Annotated in this window: 19 protein-coding genes and 1 riboswitch; of the genes, 6 read left to right on the top strand and 13 right to left on the bottom strand. The window is 68.0% G+C overall.

Going from position 1 to position 18,336, the window contains the following annotated elements; all coding sequences use genetic code 11:
- Positions 1–1,452, bottom strand: coding sequence for an argininosuccinate lyase (gene argH, locus FWJ47_RS06970; protein ID WP_147106021.1), 1,452 nt, complete (start codon positions 1,450–1,452; stop codon positions 1–3).
- A gap of 5 nt (positions 1,453–1,457) precedes the next feature.
- Positions 1,458–2,693, bottom strand: a complete 1,236-nt coding sequence (locus tag FWJ47_RS06965; protein ID WP_147106018.1) for an argininosuccinate synthase — start codon at positions 2,691–2,693, stop codon at positions 1,458–1,460.
- A 176-nt stretch (positions 2,694–2,869) separates the two neighbouring features.
- Here FWJ47_RS06965 and FWJ47_RS06960 point away from each other — a divergent pair, with 176 nt between their 5' ends.
- From FWJ47_RS06960 to tenA, 3 genes are all read left to right on the top strand, one after another.
- A complete protein-coding gene (locus FWJ47_RS06960; protein ID WP_147106015.1) occupies positions 2,870–3,298 on the top strand; it encodes an ankyrin repeat domain-containing protein in 429 nt (142 codons plus the stop codon).
- A gap of 10 nt (positions 3,299–3,308) precedes the next feature.
- Positions 3,309–3,432: riboswitch (TPP riboswitch) on the top strand.
- Between the two features lie 59 nt (positions 3,433–3,491).
- On the top strand, positions 3,492–4,145 hold the full coding sequence (locus tag FWJ47_RS06955; RefSeq protein WP_147106012.1) for a TenA family protein: 654 nt from the start codon (positions 3,492–3,494) through the stop codon (positions 4,143–4,145).
- The gene (gene tenA / locus FWJ47_RS06950) at positions 4,142–4,813 is read left to right on the top strand and encodes a thiaminase II (RefSeq protein WP_147106009.1); all 672 of its coding nucleotides are present in this window, start codon (positions 4,142–4,144) and stop codon (positions 4,811–4,813) included. The genes FWJ47_RS06955 and tenA overlap by 4 nt, the downstream gene beginning before the upstream one ends.
- A gap of 2 nt (positions 4,814–4,815) precedes the next feature.
- On the opposite strand, the gene FWJ47_RS06945 is transcribed toward tenA, so the two are convergent.
- The 6 genes from FWJ47_RS06945 to argC are packed head-to-tail and all read right to left on the bottom strand — an operon-like array spanning position 4,816 to position 10,800.
- The gene (locus FWJ47_RS06945) at positions 4,816–5,334 is read right to left on the bottom strand and encodes an arginine repressor (protein WP_147106006.1); all 519 of its coding nucleotides are present in this window, start codon (positions 5,332–5,334) and stop codon (positions 4,816–4,818) included.
- A complete protein-coding gene (gene argF, locus FWJ47_RS06940) occupies positions 5,331–6,314 on the bottom strand; it encodes an ornithine carbamoyltransferase (RefSeq protein WP_147106002.1) in 984 nt (327 codons plus the stop codon). Before argF ends, FWJ47_RS06945 begins: the two co-directional genes overlap by 4 nt.
- A 13-nt stretch (positions 6,315–6,327) precedes the next feature.
- Complete coding sequence (locus FWJ47_RS06935; RefSeq protein ID WP_147106000.1) at positions 6,328–7,596, bottom strand: acetylornithine transaminase; 1,269 nt, start codon at positions 7,594–7,596, stop codon at positions 6,328–6,330.
- Entirely contained in the window at positions 7,593–8,546 is a 954-nt protein-coding gene (gene argB, locus FWJ47_RS06930; protein ID WP_147105997.1) for an acetylglutamate kinase, read from the bottom strand. The genes FWJ47_RS06935 and argB overlap by 4 nt, the downstream gene beginning before the upstream one ends.
- A gap of 29 nt (positions 8,547–8,575) precedes the next feature.
- Entirely contained in the window at positions 8,576–9,775 is a 1,200-nt protein-coding gene (argJ, locus tag FWJ47_RS06925; RefSeq protein ID WP_246126197.1) for a bifunctional glutamate N-acetyltransferase/amino-acid acetyltransferase ArgJ, read from the bottom strand.
- Positions 9,772–10,800: an N-acetyl-gamma-glutamyl-phosphate reductase gene (gene argC, locus FWJ47_RS06920; protein ID WP_147105994.1), complete on the bottom strand. Its 1,029-nt coding sequence runs from the start codon at positions 10,798–10,800 to the stop codon at positions 9,772–9,774. The genes argJ and argC overlap by 4 nt, the downstream gene beginning before the upstream one ends.
- Positions 10,801–10,903: 103 nt before the next feature.
- Here argC and FWJ47_RS06915 point away from each other — a divergent pair, with 103 nt between their 5' ends.
- Positions 10,904–11,911, top strand: coding sequence for a quinone oxidoreductase family protein (locus FWJ47_RS06915; RefSeq protein ID WP_147105991.1), 1,008 nt, complete (start codon positions 10,904–10,906; stop codon positions 11,909–11,911).
- A gap of 42 nt (positions 11,912–11,953) precedes the next feature.
- Here FWJ47_RS06915 and pheT read toward each other — a convergent pair whose 3' ends face one another.
- From pheT to FWJ47_RS06895, 4 genes are all read right to left on the bottom strand, one after another.
- Positions 11,954–14,494, bottom strand: a complete 2,541-nt coding sequence (gene pheT / locus FWJ47_RS06910) for a phenylalanine--tRNA ligase subunit beta (protein ID WP_147105989.1) — start codon at positions 14,492–14,494, stop codon at positions 11,954–11,956.
- A 2-nt stretch (positions 14,495–14,496) separates the two neighbouring features.
- Complete coding sequence (gene pheS / locus FWJ47_RS06905; RefSeq protein ID WP_147105986.1) at positions 14,497–15,561, bottom strand: phenylalanine--tRNA ligase subunit alpha; 1,065 nt, start codon at positions 15,559–15,561, stop codon at positions 14,497–14,499.
- 81 nt (positions 15,562–15,642) lie between these two features.
- Positions 15,643–16,161, bottom strand: coding sequence for a gamma carbonic anhydrase family protein (locus tag FWJ47_RS06900; protein WP_147105983.1), 519 nt, complete (start codon positions 16,159–16,161; stop codon positions 15,643–15,645).
- Positions 16,162–16,170: 9 nt separating this feature from the next.
- Positions 16,171–16,737: a helix-turn-helix domain-containing protein gene (locus FWJ47_RS06895; RefSeq protein WP_147105980.1), complete on the bottom strand. Its 567-nt coding sequence runs from the start codon at positions 16,735–16,737 to the stop codon at positions 16,171–16,173.
- A 76-nt stretch (positions 16,738–16,813) separates the two neighbouring features.
- Between FWJ47_RS06895 and FWJ47_RS12060 the strand changes: the two genes are divergently transcribed.
- A complete protein-coding gene (locus tag FWJ47_RS12060; protein ID WP_170228518.1) occupies positions 16,814–16,960 on the top strand; it encodes a hypothetical protein in 147 nt (48 codons plus the stop codon).
- Complete coding sequence (locus tag FWJ47_RS06890; RefSeq protein WP_147105977.1) at positions 16,957–17,565, top strand: class I SAM-dependent methyltransferase; 609 nt, start codon at positions 16,957–16,959, stop codon at positions 17,563–17,565. Before FWJ47_RS12060 ends, FWJ47_RS06890 begins: the two co-directional genes overlap by 4 nt.
- Here FWJ47_RS06890 and FWJ47_RS06885 read toward each other — a convergent pair.
- Complete coding sequence (locus tag FWJ47_RS06885) at positions 17,562–18,281, bottom strand: M50 family metallopeptidase (RefSeq protein ID WP_170228517.1); 720 nt, start codon at positions 18,279–18,281, stop codon at positions 17,562–17,564. The genes FWJ47_RS06890 and FWJ47_RS06885 overlap by 4 nt on opposite strands.
- Between the last annotated feature and the right edge of the window lie 55 nt (positions 18,282–18,336).

Genomic DNA, 18,336 nt, shown 5'->3' with positions numbered 1-18,336 from the left:
TCAGCTGACGCTGTCCGGGCCGACGCTGCTGCCCGGTCCGACGACGAAGTCGCGGACCGGCCCCAGCTGGCGCTTCAGCTCAGCCAGCTGCTCGGCCACCGCCGCCGGCGCGGTTCCGCCCCGGGAGGAGCGGGAGCTCAGCGATCCGAAGGTGGTCAGCACCGCGCGGACCTCGGGAGTGAGATGCTCAGAGATTCCTGCGAACTCCTCGTCCGTGAGGTCCCAGAGCTCTGCGTCGCGAGCCTCGGCAGTCTGCACGCACTCGCCCGCCAACTCATGGGCAACACGGAAGGGAACCCCCTGTCGGACCAGCCATTCAGCAATGTCGGTGGCGAGGGCGAAGCCGCGCGGAGCCAGCTCCGCCATCCGCTCGGTGTGGAACTGCAGCGTGCCGATCATGCCGGAGACCGCCGGGAGCAGCAGCTCCAGGGTGTCCACAGCGTCGAAGAGCGGCTCCTTGTCCTCCTGCAGGTCTCGGTTGTACGCCAGGGGCAGACCCTTCAGCGTCGTCATCAGGCCGGTGAGGTCACCGATGAGGCGTCCGGCCTTGCCGCGGGCCAGCTCGGCGACGTCGGGGTTCTTCTTCTGCGGCATGATGGAGGAACCGGTGGAGAAGGCATCGTCCAGGGTGACGAAGGAGACTTCCTTGGTGGCCCAGAAGATGGTCTCCTCGCTGATCCGGGAGAGGTCGACGCCGATCATGGCAGCCACCCAGGCAAACTCCGCGTAGACGTCCCGGGAGGCGGTCCCGTCGATGGAGTTCCAGGCGGCCTCGGCGAAGCCGAGCTCCTCAGCGACCCGCTGGGGATCCAGGCCCAGCGAGGAGCCTGCCAGGGCTCCGTGTCCGTAGGGCGATGCCGCGGCGCGGACGTCCCAGTCCATCAGCCGCTGCAGGTCGCGCAGGAAAGCCCAGGCGTGTGCGAGCAGGTGATGGCTCAGCAGCACCGGCTGAGCGTGCTGCAGATGGGTCCGTCCCGGCATGGGCGCCTCAGGGTGGGCCTCCGCCTGAGCAATCAGGGCCTCGATGGTCTCGACCACCCCGCCGGCGACGACACGGGCATGGTCCCGCAGGAACATCCGTCCCATTGTGGCGATCTGGTCATTTCGGGACCGGCCGGCGCGCAGCTTGCCGCCCAGCTCCTCCCCCGCACGCTCCAGCAGGCCCCGCTCCAGGGCGCCGTGGACGTCCTCGTCAGACTCTGCGGGGACGAAGGCTCCGGAGAGAACGTCGTCCTCCAGGCGATCCAGCGCGGAGAGCATCCCTGCCGCCTCGGAGTCATCCAGCAGTCCGGTGCGTCGCAGCACGCGGGCGTGGGCCCGCGAGCCGGCGATGTCATAGCGAGCCAGCCGGAAGTCGAAATGGGTGGACTTGCTCAGCGCGGCCAGGGCATCTGCAGGGCCGGAGGCAAAACGGCCGCCCCACAGCGACCCTTCGTGGGTCTTCTCCGCCACGGCGCCTACTTCCCGACGCCGGCGCCGGAGAGATCCGGCTTGCCGTGAAGCCGCTCCTCACGCTGGGAGGCGACTTTGGACGAGAGGCCGTAGATGTCGATGAACCCGGGCGCGGAGGACTGGTCGAAGGCATCGCCCTCGTCGTAGGTGGCCAGGTTGAAGTCGTAGAGGGAAGTCTCGGACTTGCGGCCCTGCACAGTGGCGCGGCCGCCGTGCAGCTCCAGACGGACCTCGCCGGTGACGTACTTCTGAGACTCGTCGATGAAGACGTCCAGGTTCTTCTTCAGCGGGGAATACCACTGGCCGTCATAGACCAGCTCGGTCCAGCGCTGGTCCACGGTCTTCTTGAAGCGGGCCTGCTCGCGCTCCAGGGTGATGTTCTCCAGCTCGCGGTGAGCGGCCATCAGCGCCATGGCGCCGGGCGCCTCGTAGATCTCGCGGGACTTGATGCCCACCAGACGGTCCTCAACGATGTCGATCCGGCCGATGCCCTGAGCTCCGGCACGGCGGTTCATCTGCTCGATGATCTGCAGCGGGGTGAGGGTCTCGCCGTCGACGGCGACCGGCGCTCCGGCATCGAAGGTGATGTTCACGACGTCGGGAGCCGGCGGGAAGGCGGGGTCCTCGGTGTAGTCGTAGACGTCCTTGGTGGGGCCGTTCCAGATGTCCTCCAGGAAGCCGGTCTCCACGGCGCGGCCCCAGACGTTCTGGTCGATGGAGAAGGGGTTCTTCTTGGTGGTCTCGATGGGGAGCTCGTTGCGCTCGGCGTACTCGATCGCCTTCTCACGGGTCAGCGCCAGGTCTCGAACCGGAGCGATGCACTTCAGCTCGGGGCCCAGGGTCTGGATGGAGACCTCGAAGCGAACCTGGTCGTTGCCCTTGCCGGTGCAGCCGTGGGCCACGGTGGAGGCGCCGAACTGCTGGGCGGCGGCCACCAGGTGCTTGGAGATCACCGGGCGAGAGATCGCGGAGACCAGCGGGTAGGCGTCCATGTAGAGGCCGTTGGCCTTCAGGGTGGGCATGCAGTAGTGCTCAGCGAACTCGTCGCGAGCATCCGCCACATATGCCTCCACGGCGCCGCAGTCCAGGGCGCGCTGGCGGACGGTCTCCAGGGACTCGCCGCCCTGCCCGACGTCCACAGCTACGGCGATCACCTCAGCGCCGGTGGCCTCGGCGATCCAGCCGATCGCCACGGAGGTGTCCAGGCCGCCTGAATAGGCCAGTACGATGCGCTCGCTCACAGAAGTCTCCTCATCGGGTTGCAGGGCGTGACTGCCCGCAGTATACATAAATATTCGGAGCACTGCATACTTATCGATACGGTGCCGCTGCGAATCCCACTCTATGCGCGCAGAAGGGCATTAAGCACGACAACGGCGGCCCGCATCTGCTGGACAGGCTCGCTAAGCTTGTCCGCATGGCAGACGAGCAGCAGACCCCCGAACCCCCGGTCGACCTCACCGAGGAGCAGCTGGAGTTCCTGGCATCGATGTTCGACCTCGCACGCTCGGGGAAGGGTGACGAGCTGCTCGCCCTCGTCGACCAAGGCATCCCGCCCAACCTCACCAACTCCTCCGGCGACACACTGCTCATCCTCGCCGCCTACCACGACCAGGCGGACCTCGTCCGGGGCCTCCTCGAACGGGGCGCCGAAACGGACCGGGAGAACGACCGCGGCCAGACCGCCGTCGGCTGCGCGGTCTTCCGCCAGAACGAGGAGATCACCCGCCTGCTGCTGGATGCCGGCGCAGACCCCCACCAGGGCCGGCAGAACCCCTACGCGGTCATTGAGGTCTTCGGCATCGAGAAGATGAAGCCGCTGCTCGACGAGTATGCCGCCTCCTGATGTAACGTGGGCCACGACCGAGGGGCGTCCCGCCGAAGGGACTGAGACGCCGCTGGCCCGCACACCGGGCGGTGCGGCAACCCTTTGAACCTGATCCGGCTGATACCGGCGAAGGGACTGGCGAGCCGCCGCAGCACCGGCACACCCTCTCCCCTCCGCTGACACCGGATCAGCCGGAGCATAAGGAGAGAGTATGGCTCAGCGATTCAGCACCCAGCTCAGAGAGCAGACTCAGCCCGCCTGGGATCAGGCGGTGGGCCACCGGTTCGTGGATGAGCTGATCAGCGGCACCGTCAAGGATGCGCACATGGCCGCCTATCTCATCCAGGACCACCGATTCCTCGACGCGTTCCTCACCCTCCTCGGCGGGGCCATGACAGCCGCGGACACTATGGAGGCCAGGCTGCGGTTCAGCCAGTTCGCCGGAATGATCTCCAGCGAGGAGAACACCTACTTCCTCCGCTCCTTCGAGGCGCTGGGCGTCACCGAGCAGCAGCGCCGTGAGACCCCGGAGACCGTGCCCTGCGCAGAATTCCAATCGATCATGCGCGAAGCCGCGCGCACGCAGGACTACGCCGCCATCCTCGCCGTCCTCACCGTCGCCGAATGGCTCTACGGCGACTGGGCCGGCCGCGCCGGCGACGACCGCCCAGAGAGCTTTGTGCACGCCGAATGGATCGACCTGCACCACAGCCCTGAGTTCGACGCCTGGGTCGAGTTCCTCCGCTGCGAGCTTGACCGGGTGGGACCTGACGCTGAGGCCACCGCCCGGGACTTCTTCTCCCGCTCCGTGGACCTGGAGCTGGAGTTCTTCAACGCTGTCTACGAGAACGGAGAGAACCTATGAGCACCCTGTTCGACCGCCTGAAGTCCGCCGCCTCGGAGGAGTGGGTTTCCTACACCGATCACGCCTTCATCCAGCAGATGGAGGCCGGCACTCTGCCCCCCGCCGCATTCCGGGAGTACCTGATCCAGGACTACCACTTCCTGGTGCACTTCGCCCGGGCCTACGCACTCATCGGCTACAAGGCTCGATCTTTGGAGGACCTGCGCTACGCCCAGGAAGGCATCGGCAATATCCTCCACGAGACCAGTCAACATGTGAAGCGCCTCGGTGAGCTCTACGGGCTGACCCCGGAGGACATCGAGGACACACCGGAGGACCCAGCAAACATCGCCTACACCCGGTTCGTCCTCGACGCCGGCGCCACGGGCGATCTCCTCGACCTGCACGTGGCCCTCTCCCCCTGCGTCATCGGATACGCAGAGATCGGCCAGCGCCTGAAGCCTGCCGTGGACGGGGATCCGGAACACCCCTACGCCGAATGGATCAGCGAGTACTCCTCCGACTGGTATCAGGAGACCGCGCGGTCAGCTGTTGAGCACATCGACGCACTGGCCGCCCGCGGAGGCAGCGACGCGCGCTTCGGAGAGATCGTGAAGACCTTCACCACCGCCACTCGTGCCGAGGCCGCGTTCTGGCAGATGGGCCTGGACCGGGCCGAGAACGCCTGAGCTCAGGCCACCATCTCGTTGAACCGGGCGACCAGAGCCTCCCCGCCCTGGGGGTCGCGAGCGATGAGCATGATGGTGTCGTCGCCGGCGATCGTGCCCAGCACCTCATTCAAACCGGCGTGGTCCACCGCGCTGGCGAGGAACTGAGCAGCCCCCGGCGGGGTGCGTAGGACCACCAGGTTGGCGCTGGCCTCCGCGGAGACCAGCAGATCCCGGCACAGGGAGGCCAGACGAGCGGTGGTGGCAGCCTCCGTCTGGTCGGACTGCAGCTCGCCGGCGGGGCCCTCCGCGGGCACCGCGTAGACGAGCGCGCCGTCGCCGCCGCGGACACGAGCGGCACCGATCTCCACCAAGTCCCGAGAGAGCGTGCCCTGGGTGACCCGGACCCCCTCGTCCACGAGCCGGCCGGCCAGGTCGGCCTGCGAGCGGATCGTGCCGCGGGTGATCAGGTCACGGATCTTCGCGTGGCGGGCAGCTTTGGTGGCCGGGACGCTGCGGGATCGGGCAGGCTCCTGCGTCATGCCGCCCCAGCCTCCGCCTCACGCACCAGGCGCGCCGTCTCGCCGTCGGCCAGCCTGGACTCGACGAGCAGCCAGGCCATCAGCGCCTTCTGGGCGTGGAGCCTGTTCTCCGCCTCGTCCCAGATGATCGACTGCTCACCGTCGAGCACCTCCGCGGTGATCTCCGCACCCCGGTAGGCGGGCAGGCAGTGGAGCACGACGGCGCCTTCTGCGGCTTTGCCCATCGCCTCCGCGCTGACCTGGTAGTCGCCGAAGAGCCGCATGCGCTGCTCCTTCTCCTCCTCCTGCCCCATGGACACCCAGGTGTCGGTGGCGACGACCTCGGCGCCCTGCAGAGCAGCGCCCGGGTCTGTGGTGATGGTGACCTTGGCTCCGGTCTGGGCGGCCCGCTCCTCAGCGGCCAGGATGATGTCCTGGGAGGGCAGGTAGCCGCCGGGCCCGGCGATCCGTACGTCCATTCCGGCGTTGACCCCGGCCAGCAGGTAGGAGTTGGCCATATTGTTGGCGGCATCGCCCAGATAGGCCAGAGATCTGCCGGCGAGGCTGCCGAGCTTCTCCCGCGCGGCCTGCAGGTCCGCGAGCAGCTGGCAGGGGTGGTAGTCATCGGAGAGGGCGTTGATGACCGGGGCTCTGCTGTGCTCGGCCATCTCCTCAAGGCCCGTCTGCGCGTAGGTCCGCCAGACGATCAGACTGACCTGCCGCTCCAGCACCCGCGCTGTGTCCGCGATCGACTCCTTGTGACCGAGCTGAGACTCCCCAGGGTTGATGATCAGCGGACTGCCGCCCAGGGCAGCGATGCCGGAGGCGAAGCTGATGCGGGTCCGGGTTGAGGTCTTGTCGAAGAACACCGCCGCGGTCTGCGGGCCGGCCAGCGGCTTGATCGCGTAGGGATTCGCCTTCATCCAATCGGCGAGGTTGAGGACTCGGGTGAGCTCCTCAGGGCTGAGGTCCAGGTCAGTCAGAAAGTGGCGGGTGGTCATGCAGGCTCCTTGGTCAGGACGAGGAAGACGTCAGACTGGTGAGGGCGGCGCTGAGCCGGGTCACGGCCTCGTCGGCCTCCTCCTGGGTCAGGTTCAGCGGCGGCGCCAGCCGCAGAGTGCCGTCCCCGGTGGCGTTGATGATCAGTGCGTGCTGCTCCCGGGCGAGGGTCACAAGGTCTCTCGCGGAGGCCGACGACGGCAGGGCGAGGTCCACACCGAGGTGCAGTCCGTACTGGCGCACCTGGGTGACCTGCGGCAGGGCGCGCAGCTTCTCAGCGATCTGGGCTCCGAGCCCGTCCGCATGCTCGAGGAGGCCTTCGCTCTCGATGACATGCAGGGTGGCAAGGGCTGCAGCAGTGGCTGCAGGATTACCGCCGAAAGTGGTGCCGTGCTGGCCCGCTCCCATCAGAGTGCTGGCCTTCTCGCCGAAGCTGATCAGCGCTCCGACCGGGAAGCCGGAGCCGAGGCCCTTAGCAAGGGTCATCAGATCAGGAGTCAGACCAGGCACTGCTTGGTGCCGGAACCAGGTGCCGGTCCGGCCGATGCCGGTCTGGACCTCGTCCAGGACCATGAGCGCATCGTGCTGGTCGGCCAGCTCGCGAGCCCGCAGAAGGTAGTCAGCGTCAAGGGGCTGCACCCCGGCCTCCCCCTGGATGGGCTCGAGGACGATGCCCGCGACGTCGTCGTCGAACCTGTGCTCCAGGGCGGCGAGATCATTGAAGGGCAGGAACTCGACTCCCTCGATCAGCTCACCGAAGGGCTCCCGGTAAGCCGGCTTATGAGTCAGGGAGAGTGCGCCGACCGTACGGCCGTGGAATGCTCCCTCCAACGCAAGAATCCTGGACTTGCTGGCCTCCTGCCGGTGCTTCAGCACAGCCTTCAGCGCAGCTTCGTTAGCCTCCGAGCCGGAGTTCGCGAAGAACACGCTGGAGCGTGCAGGAGCCTGAGCCAGCCGCAGCAGCATCTCCGCGCAGGCGATCTGGGTGGGCGAGGTGAACAGGTTGGAGATATGCCCCAGCGTGGACTGCTGGGAGGCGAGCACACTGCTGATCAGCGGGTGGGCATGGCCCAGCGCGTTGACCGCGATGCCGCCGAGCAGATCCAGGTACTCGTTGCCGTCAGCATCCCAGACGCGAGCCCCGGAACCGCGCACGAGCACCGCCTGCGGAGTCCCGAAGACGCCTGTGAGGGACGCCTGGTAGCGCTCCAGCAGCTGGTCGCCGCGTGACGCTCCGGCCACCGTCTGGGAGGTCAGCTGGGGGATCAGGTCCTCTGCGCTCATCTCTGCACCTCTGCATCCGGAACGACCTGGGTGCCGACACCCTCTGAGGTGACGATCTCCAGCAGCATCGAATGGGAACGACGGCCGTCCACAATGTGTGCCCGCGGCACACCGGCGTCGACGGCAGCCAGCGCGGCGCTCATCTTGGGGATCATTCCCGACTGCAGGCTCGGCAGCAGGGCCCGCAGGTCCGAGGCGGTCAGGGATGAGATCAGCGAAGACTTGTCCGGCCAGTCGGCGTAGAGGCCCTCCACATCGGTGAGCATCACCAGCTTGGCGGCCTCCAGCGCGGCGGCGACCGCCCCGGCCGCGGTGTCGGCGTTGACGTTGAGCACCTCCCCCGTGGGCTCACCCCCGGAGAATTCCGGGGCAATGGTGGAGATGACCGGGATGCGCCCGGCCGCAATGAGGTCCTGGATGGCGGCAGGGTTGACCCCGGTGACCTCCCCGACCAGGCCGAGATCCACAGGCTCACCGTCGACTTCTGCCTTCTTCCGCTCAGCCCGCAGCAGGGCGGCATCCTCTCCGGAGAGCCCCACCGCGTACGGGCCGTGGGAGTTGATCAGGCCGATCAGCTCCCGGCCCACCTGGCCAGTGAGCACCATCCGCACCACGTCCATCGCCTCCGGGGTGGTGACCCGGTAGCCGGCGCGGAACTCGGATTCGATGCCCACGAGGTCGAGCATCGTGCTGATCTGAGGGCCTCCGCCATGGACCACCACGGGGTTGACCCCCACATGCTTGAGGAAGACGACATCCTGGGCGAAGGCCCGGCGGAGGTCGTCGTCGACCATCGCGTTGCCGCCGTACTTGATGACGATGGTCTGCCCGGCGAACTTCTGGATCCAGGGCAGCGCCTCGACGAGGACGGCGGCCTTGTCCCCGGCGGAGGCGAGGCTGCCGGCGTCGCGGGGCAGCACAGTCAGGGATTCTGCGGGATTCTCAGGCATGGTGGCTCAATCAGGTCGAGTAAGCGTCTTCAGGAGGAATAGGCACTGTTCTCATGCACGTAGTCGTGCGTGAGGTCGTTGGTGAGGATGGTGGCCTCGGCCGCGCCGGCCTTCAGGTCGATGGTGACGTCCACCTTCCGGCCGGTCAGGTCCACGAGCGCGCGGTCCTCCCCGATGCCTCCGGCCCGGCAGACCCAGATTCCGTTGACGGCGACGTCGATGGCGCTCGGGTCGAACTCAACGTCAGTAGTGCCGACCGCGGAGAGCACCCGCCCCCAGTTGGGGTCCTGGCCGAAGATGGCGGTCTTGAACAGGTTGGAGCGGGCAACGGCGCGGCCGGCGGTCTCGGCCTGCTCCTCATCGACGGCGTTGGCGGTGCGGATGGCGATCTCATGGTGGGCACCCTCGGCGTCAGCGATGAGCTGGGCGGCCAGGGACTGGCAGACCTCGGTGAGCGCCGCCTGGAACTCGCTGAGGTCCGCACCGGAGGGGTCGGCCTCAGGGTGTGCGCCGGAGGCCATCGCAATCACTGTGTCGTTGGTGGACATGCAGCCGTCGGAATCGGCCCGGTTGAAGCTGACCCGCACCGCCTCCCGCAGGGCGGCATCAAGATGCTCCTGACTGATCACGGCGTCGGTGGTGATCACCGAGAGCATGGTGGCCATCCCGGGGGCGAGCATCCCCGCTCCCTTGGCCATCCCGCCGATGGTGAACCCGTTCCCGGCGCGGACCTCGGTCTTGGAGACAGTGTCGGTGGTGCGGATGGCGTCGGCCGCCGCAGCCCCGGCCTCGACGTCCCCCGACAGAGCGCTGGCCGTCCGGTCCACGCCGCCCAGCAGGGCGGGCATGTTCAAACGGACGCCGATCAGCCCGGTGGAGCAGACCAGCACATCCCCGGCGGAGACATCATGGCCGCCCGCCGTCAGCTTCTCCGCCACCGTCTCCGCGGTGGTGTGGGTGTCCGCGAAGCCGGGCGCCCCGGTGCAGGCATTCGCCCCGCCGGAGTTGAGAATCACGGCGTCTGCGCGGCCGTCTGCGATGACCTGGCGTGACCACAGCACCGGCGCTGCGGCCACCCGGTTGGTGGTGAAGACGGCGGCTGCGTGCTTGTCCGGGCCGGTATTGACCACCAGTGCGACGTCGCGGCCCTCAGACTTCAGCCCCGCGACCGCTCCTGCGGCGAGGAATCCGGCGGGTGCGGTGATTCCGGCGGCGTTCTCTGTGCTCACGGGGCGACTCCCAGCAGGTTCAGGCCGAGGGTCTCCTCGAGGCCCAGGGCGAGGTTCATGGATTGGACGGCACCGCCGGCGGTGCCTTTGGCGAGGTTGTCCGAGGCGGAGCAGATGATCGCCCGGCCGGCATGCTCATCCAGGGCGACCTGGATCGTGACGTGGTTGGAGCCCACCACCTGTTTGGTGGCCGGCCACTGCCCCTCGGGCAGCAGGTGGACGAAGGGCTCCTCGTCGTAGTGGGAGCGGTAGGCCTCGCGGAGTGACTGCTCCGTGGCTCCGGGCCGGACCTTAGCGGTGGAGGTCGCCAGGATGCCGCGGGACATCGGCGCCAGGGTGGGGGTGAAGGAGACCTGGACCTCCTCGCCGGCCACCCAGCTGAGGCCCTGCTCCAGCTCGGGGGTGTGGCGGTGGCCCCCTCCCACGCCGTAGGGGCTCATCCCACCCATCACCTCGGAGCCCAGCAGGTGCGGCTTCATCGATTTGCCGGCCCCGGAGGCACCTGTGGCGGCGACGACGACGACGTCGCGCGGCTCCACCAGGTTCTCGGCGAATGCGGGGGCCATGCCGAGCAGCGCGGTGGTCGGGTAGCAGCCGGGGACGGCGATCCGCCGGGCGCCCAGCAGCTTGGGGCGCTGGCCGGGAAGCTCGGGCAGCCCATAGGGCCAGGTGCCCTGGTGCTCGGAGCCGTAGAACTTCTGCCAGGCCTCAGGGGACTCGAGCCGGTGGTCGGCGGCGGCGTCGATCACCACAGTGTCCTCTCCCAGCTGCGCGGCGATCTCACCGGAGGCGCCGTGCGGCAGTGCCAGGAACACGACATCGTGCCCAGCCAGGTTCTCGGCAGTGGTCTCGGTGAGGATCTTGTCAGCCAGGGTCAGCAGGTGCGGCTGGAGGGCGCCGAGCCGCTCCCCCGCATTGGAGTGGGCGGTGACGGTGGTGACCTCGACCTCGGGGTGGCCGGCGAGCAGGCGCAGAACCTCACCGCCGGCGTAGCCGGAGGCTCCGGAGACAGCAGCTTTGAGCATGCGATCCATCGTTGCACAAATATGCAGCATCCTCAATATTTATGCATTACAGGTCCAGATCTCCTCTCTTCGACCTGATACACGTGTTCGGTACCCTGAACCCATGAGCGAGCCGACCGTCTATCCCGAGGACCTCCCCGACTACGCCACTGTGGTCCGGGCCCGTGAGGCCGGAGGCCCCGAAGTCTTCGAGGTCGCCGATGTCACCGCACCGGAGCCGGGTCCGGGCCAGCTGCTGGTCCGGACCGCCTCCGCCGGGGTCAACTTCATCGAGACCTACCAGCGCAGCGGCGTCTACCCCGTCGAATACCCCTTTACCCCTGGCGCTGAAGGCGCAGGAGAGATCCTGGCTGCCGGCGATGACGTGGAGACCTTTCACATCGGCCAGCGGGTCACCACCTGCGAGGCCGCCACCGGCACCTACGCCTCCCACTTCCTGGTCGACGCCGAGAAGGCCGTGGCGGTCCCGGATGAGATCTCCGATGAGCAGGCGGCAGCATTGCCGCTGCAGGGCATCACCGCCCATTACCTGATCAGCTCCACCTACCGCGTGTCCCCCGGTGAGACTGTCCTCACCCATGCCGGGGCCGGCGGGGTCGGGCAGATCCTCACCCAGCTGCTCAAGGCCCGAGGCGCTCGGGTCATCACCACCACCTCCACCCCGGAGAAGGCCAAGATCGCTGAGGACGCCGGCGCTGACCATGTCATCCCCTACGAGGACTTCCCGGCGAAGGTCCGCCAGATCACCAACAGCGAGGGCGTCTCTGCGGTCTACGACGGAGTGGGCAAGGACACCTTCGAGGGCTCACTGGAATCCTTGGCGGTGCGCGGAGTGCTCGTGCTCTTCGGCGGGGCATCCGGGCAGGTGCCTCCCTACGATCTGCAGGACCTCAACAGGCGAGGCGGGCTCTACGTCACCCGGCCAGCAATCCACTGGTACCTGCAGAACGCGGAGGAGCGCACCTGGCGCTACACCGAACTGTTCCACCACCTCAGCGAAGGAACCCTGTCCCTGAGCATCGGGGAGACCTACCCGCTGGCAGAAGCCGGCCAGGCCCATGAGGACCTCGAGAGCCGCCGCACCACCGGCAAGCTGCTGCTGAAGCCCTGAGCGACTGCAGCCACAGCCATGGCCGCTCTTCAGCGCAGCAGGTCAGCGCTGCACGGCTCCGTGGCGCCGCTGGGCGAGGGCGACGGCGGCTGAGCGAGCCTCGGAGGCTTCCTCGGCGGTGAGGGTGCGGTCCCCAGCACGGAAGCGCATGGCGTAGGCCATGGACTTCTTACCGTCCTCAATGCCGGTTCCGGAGTACACGTCGAACAGCTCGATGTGCTCCAGCAGCTCGCCGGCGCCCTCGTTCAGTGCGGCCTGCAGATCCGCGGCGGGCAGACCGGCATCAACGATGAGCGCCACGTCCTGGGTGGTGGCCGGGTAGGTGGAGAGCGGCTCAGCGAGGACCTTCTCCGGTGCCGCGTCGAGGAGTGCGCTGAGGTTCAGCTCCATCACGCTGGTGCGCTCGGGCAGGTCCCAGGCCTCGACCACTCTGGGGTGCAGCTCACCGGCATAGCCGACCGTCGCCTCCCCCAGCTTCAGCTCGGCGGTGCGGCCCGGGTGGAACGCCTGGTGCTGACCCTGAACCACGATGAGCTCCACGTGCAGAAGGTCAGCCGCCTTCCGGGCAGCCTCCACGGCGTCCGCCCAGTCACGGGCGCGCCCCTGCTCACCAGGGGCGTCAGCGGGCTCACGGCCGGACAGCGCGACGGCCAGATGCTGCGGCTGATCAGGGATGCCGGCGTTGAGCTGGGCAATCACCTCATCGCCCGGGTAGGTGCCCAAACCCGGGATCTCCGTGCTTCCGAACTGCTCCCTGGGCAGGAAGACGCCGCCGGTCTCATACAGCGCAAGATCACGCAGGCCCCGGGAGACGTTGCGGCGCAGCGCCTCCAGCAGACCCGGGAGCACGGTGCGGCGCAGCGTCGGGTACTGGCTGGCGATCGGATTCGCCAGGCGAACCATCGGCAGCGTCCGCTCAGAGCCGTCTGCCTTCCCGAAGAGAGTGTTGGCCTCCTCGGAGTAGAACGGGTAGCTGAGCACCTCGGTGTACCCGGCGGACGCCAGCGCGGAGCTGACCCGGCGACGACGGCGCTGGGCGGCGGTGAGGCCGCGCCCGGCCGGCGCTGCGGGCAGCCGGGAAGGGATCTGGTCATAGCCGGCGAGCCGGGCGATCTCCTCCACCAGGGCTTCCGGGATGGTGATGTCCGGCCGCCAGGTGGGCGGGGTGACCAGCAGCTGCTTCTCGCCGACCTCCTCGACCTGGGCTCCGATCTGCTGGAGCAGGTCGATGACCTGCTCGCGGCTGTAGTCCACGCCGGTCAGCTGGGCGGGCAGTGCCGCATCCAGATGGATGGCGCCCGGGAGCTGGGGCTCGCCGACCTGAGTGGCCTCACCGGTGTCGGTTCCTCCGGCCAGTGCCACGAGCAGATCAGCGACGCGCTGGGCGGCGATGGCTGGAAGCTGAGGGTCAGTGCCCCGCTCGAAGCGCTTGGACGCCTCGGAGGGCAGCTTGTGGCGACGCTTGGACCGGCTGACCGTGATGGGGTCGAAGTGGGCGGCCTCGATGATCACCTCCGCGGTGTCATCGCTGACCTCCGTGCGGACACCGCCCATCACCCCGGCGATGCCGATGGGTCCGGCGTCATCGGCGATGAGGAGGTCCTCGGTGTGGAGCTCACGCTCCTTCTCGTCCAGGGTGATGAGCTTCTCGTCGGGGAACGCCCGGCGAACGGTGATGGGCCCTTCGAGCGTGGCGGCGTCATAGCAGTGGTTGGGCTGGCCGAGCTCGAGCATCACGTAGTTGGAGATGTCCACCACCACGTTGATGGGTCGCATGCCGGCCAGACGCAGACGGGAGACCATCCAGCTGGGTGTGGGCACGGTCGCGTCGATCTCAGTGACTGTCCGGGCGTTGAAGACGCTGCATCCGGGGGTGCCGTAGATGGGCGCGAGATCATTGAGGACCACCTCGTGCCCGGGAGCCGCAGGCTCCTTCACCTGGACCTGCTCAGCCGGGTCAGTGAAGGGAGTGCCGGTGGCGTGAGCGTACTCGCGCGCTGCGCCGCGGATGCTGAAGGCATAGCCGCGGTCCGGGGTCACGTTGATCTCAGCGGCCGAGTCATACAGCTCCAGCAGCTCCATGGCGTCCGTGCCGGGCTCGGGGTCCAGCCCGAGCGCGGAGAGCACGAGGATGCCGGCGTGGTCCTCCCCGATGCCGAGCTCCTTGACGGAGGCGATCATGCCGGCGGAGAGGTGGCCGTAGGTGGTGCGGGCACTGATCCGGAAGCCGCCGGGCAGCACGGCGCCGGGCAGCGTCACCACGACTTTGTCGCCGACCTCGAAGTTGTGGGCGCCGCAGACGATGCCCTGCACCCCGGAGGGATCGATGCCCTCACCGGTGAGGGTCTGCTGCTCACCCTCGGGGACCACCCGGACCCGGCACCAGTTGATGGTCTTGCCGTTCTTCTGCGGCTCGGGCGTCTTCTCCAGCACCTGCCCGACCACGATGGGGCCAGTCAGCTCGGGGGCGTGGACGTCCTCCTCCTCAAGCCCGACCTTCACCAGCTCGGCCATGAGGTCCTCTGCCGTGCCGGAGGCCGGGAACTGCGTGTACTCACGGATCCATGAGAGCGGGATGCGCATGCTCAGACCTCCATTCCGAACTGGGCGCTGAAGCGGATGTCGCCCTCGATCATGTCTCGCATATCAGTGACGCCGTTGCGGAACATCAGGGTGCGCTCCACACCCATGCCGAAGGCGAAGCCTGTGTACTCGGGATCCTTGATCCCTGCCGCGGCCAGCACGTTGGGGTTGACCATGCCGCAGCCGCCCCATTCGACCCAGCGTGGGCCGCCCTTGGCGTTGATGTCCCAGACGTCCAGCTCAGCGGAGGGCTCGGTGAACGGGAAGAAGGAGGGGCGCAGCCGGATGGCGGCCTCAGGCCCGAACATCTGGCGGGCAAAGTGCTCCAGGGTCCCCTTCAGGTCCGCCATGGTGAGTCCCCTGTCCACGGCGAGGCCCTCGAACTGGTGGAAGACCGGGGTGTGGGTGGCGTCGAGCTCATCGGTGCGGAAGGTGCGCCCGGGGCAGAGCACGTAGACGGGCAGCTCCCGGCTCAGCAGCGAACGGACCTGCACCGGGGAGGTGTGGGTCCGCAGCACCAGGTGCGTCTCCTGGGGCTCCACGTAGAAGGTGTCCTGCATCTCCCGGGCAGGATGGTCCGGGGCGAAGTTCAGAGCGTCGAAGTTGAACCATTCGGACTCCACCTCGGGCCCCTCGGCGATCTCCCAGCCCATGGCGGTGAAGACGTCGGCCACGTCCTCCTGGAGCACGCTCAGCGGGTGCCGGGCACCCAGGGGACGACGGCGCGGCGCCGCGGTGACGTCCACGGTCTCCTCCACCAGAACGCGGGCGGCATGCTCGGCCTCAAGGACCTCGGTGCGGCCGGCGAGCGCCTTCTGGATGCGGCCCTTGGCTGCGCCGAGGAGCTTGCCGGCGTCCTTCTTCTGCGCATTGTCGAGGTCTTTGATCTGCCGGTTGGCCAGCGCGACCGGAGATTTCTCGCCGGTGTGCGCCAGGCGCGCAGACTTGAGCTGCTCGAGGTCAGAGGCGGCGTCGAATGCCGCCAGGGCGTTGGTGACGGCCCGCTCGACGGCGGCGTCGTCGAGCGGGTGAGGAACAGCGTCGTCGAGCGACTCTGGCGTAGACATTCGGCTCCCGGGGTCGGGGGGTCTGGAACAATCGCCGATAGTCTACGTGCCCGCGCGGACACCGTGGCGTCCGCATCAGGCTCACTGGATCGCGTCGATGTGGAGGTCCTTGTAGCCGAGGTAGCGCTCCCCGTTCTCGCGGATGTGGGCGATCTCCTCCTCGGTGAGCTCCCGGCGGACTTTGGCCGGCACCCCGGCGACCAGGGAGCGCGGCGGGACCTCGGTGCCTTCGAGCACGACGGCCCCGCCGGCGATGAGGCATTCCTCACCGATGACGGCTCCGTTGAGGACGGTGGCACTCATGCCGATGAGGCTGCGGTCCCCGACCCGGGCCCCGTGGACGACGGCGGAGTGGCCCACCGAGACGCCCTTGCCGAGGATGCAGGGGTCGCCGTGCTCAGTGTGCAGGACCACGTTGTCCTGCAGGTTGGTGCCTTCGCCGACGATGATCTGGTCGATGTCCCCGCGGGCGGAGACCCCGTAGAAGGCCGAGGAGTCCTTCTCCATGATCACGTCGCCGGTGATCGCGGCGGTGGGGGCCAGGAAGACCCTTTCGCCGATCTGCGGGGTTTTGCCGTTGACAGTCAGAACGTGAGCCATGTCTCAACTCTAGCGGTTCTGCTGGGCCGATTGGGTATGGAACTTGGCTCCGGCCTCGTTGAAGATGCTGATGATCTCCGCGTCCTCGGGCCCGACGGCGGTGAGCGCGTGCGGGGTGAGTGTGTCGAACTCGGCCGCCTCGCCCTTGTGGAGGATGATGTCCCGCTCCCCCAGCTGGATACGCATCCTTCCGCTGAGCACGTAGAGCCACTCGTAGCCGTCATGCATCTTCAGCTCGTCAGCTGAGACGGCCGGGGCAGGGCGCAAGCGGATCTTGTAGGTGTGGACCGGTGAGCTCTCCTGGGAGAGCGGGCAGACCTTCCTGCCCTCAGCCTCCCACCCTTCCCGGGTCACACGCGGGTCCTGGTGCACTGGTGCGATGAGGTCGTCCACGGCGATGCCGAGCTGGCGGGTCAGCGGCAGCAGCAGCTCGAGGCTGGCCTGCCGCTTGCCCGACTCCAGGCGGGACAGAGTGCTGGCGGAGAGCCCGGCCGCACGGGCCAGCCGCTCCAGGGTCCAGCCTTTGGCGGTGCGCGCGGCCCTCAGGCGCACCCCGACCTGCTCCAGCTCCTTCATGTGGACAGTGTCGTCATGTTTTGCTGATCCTGCAAATGGTCTTTCACGCTGACACGATTCGCCTCATGCTGGAGCCATGACTTCTTCTGATTTCACCATGCCGACCACTACCGCAGCCGGAGAGCTCTGGGATGCGGCCATCATCGGCGGCGGCTCCGCGGAGAATATGGCCCTGGTGGTCGAAGACTTCGATCTGGCCGAGGCTGAGGAGCAGACCATATGAGCGAGGGATTCGACCGAGAGTTCTGGAAGCACAAGTGGGGACACGAGGAGGCCGGACGCTCGCCGCGGCGCGCCCCGCACCCTTATCTGCTGGCTGAGACCGCGCACCTGGTCCCGGGGAGGGCCCTGGACGCAGGCTGCGGCCAGGGGGCCGAGGCCATCGCCCTGGCGCAGGCCGGCTGGCATGTCACCGGTGCCGACATCTCTGCCGAGGCGCTGGGCCGCGCAGCTCAGGCAGCCGCGGACCAGATGGACCCGGAGTCCGCCGACCGGCTTGAGTGGGTCGAGGCGGATCTGACCGCCTGGCGGCCCCAGGAGTCCTTTGACCTGGTGGCGACCTCCTATGCGCACAGCACTGTTCCGCAGACCGAGCTGTACCTGCGGATCGCAGACTGGGTCACCCCAGGGGGAACCCTGCTGATTGTGGGGCACACCCATGAGGACCACGGCCACCTGCACGGCGCCTCGGCGGCACTGGCAGAGGTCGCCGCACTCTTCAGGACGCCGGGGTGGAACGTCGAATCGGCCTACGAGACGAGCCGCACCGCCTCCGGGCGCGCTCTCTACGACGTCGTGCTCCGCGCGCGGCGGACACAGCCCGGCTAGAGGATCAGCAGCCAGACCACCGCGGCCGCGCAGCCCGTGCTGATGAGCAGGAAGAAGATCAGCCACAGCCATGCCGGAAGCGGCAGAGCGCCCCAGGCGCGAGCCGCCTGAGCGGCGTCGCTGCCTGCGGATGACTGCCGCCGAGACAGGTGGCTGCCCCACAGGTCCAAGGTCCCGCGGAGCCCCGCAATCCCATAGAACACGGCAAGAGCAACGACGGTGTAGACGATCAGCTCAGCGTCGTTGTGCCACCAGATCGCCCCGGTCACCAGCACTGACGTGAGACAGGAGGCAATGCCCACCAGGTTCCGCGACAGCAGCAGGGCCAGCAGCACCACCGCTTGGTAGACGGTGAGCGCAGCCCCTGCGTGCCCTGCCAAGGCAAGCCAGGCGAGAATCACAGCCAACAGCCCGGGGGCCGGGTAGCCGGCGAGGAAGGTGAGCAGCAGCCCAGGCCCTTGGGACTTCCCCCAGGTCAGAGTGGCGCCTGAGGTGTCGGAGTGCAGGCGGATGCCGGACACGCGGCGGCGGCTCACCAAGGCGGCGAAGACGTGTCCCATCTCATGGATGATCGTGGCGGCCTGCCGCAGGAGCCGCCAGGTGCGAGGGATCAGAGTGAGGAGTGCGACCACGCCGGTGATCGCAAGCACCATGGCGGGATCAGCTTCCGCTTGGCTGCTCCACCGTTCGGCGAGGAAGTCGAGGACCGATTGCATAGGCGCTGATTCTGCCTCATCCGGCGAGGAAGCCCTCCCAGAAATGGGGAGGCCC

It is taken from the genome of Nesterenkonia populi, from assembly GCF_007994735.1.
In the GTDB taxonomy this organism is placed as follows: domain Bacteria; phylum Actinomycetota; class Actinomycetes; order Actinomycetales; family Micrococcaceae; genus Nesterenkonia; species Nesterenkonia populi.
The sequence above is the reverse complement of the archived record's forward strand: the minus strand, read 5'-3'. Positions and strand labels throughout refer to the sequence as shown.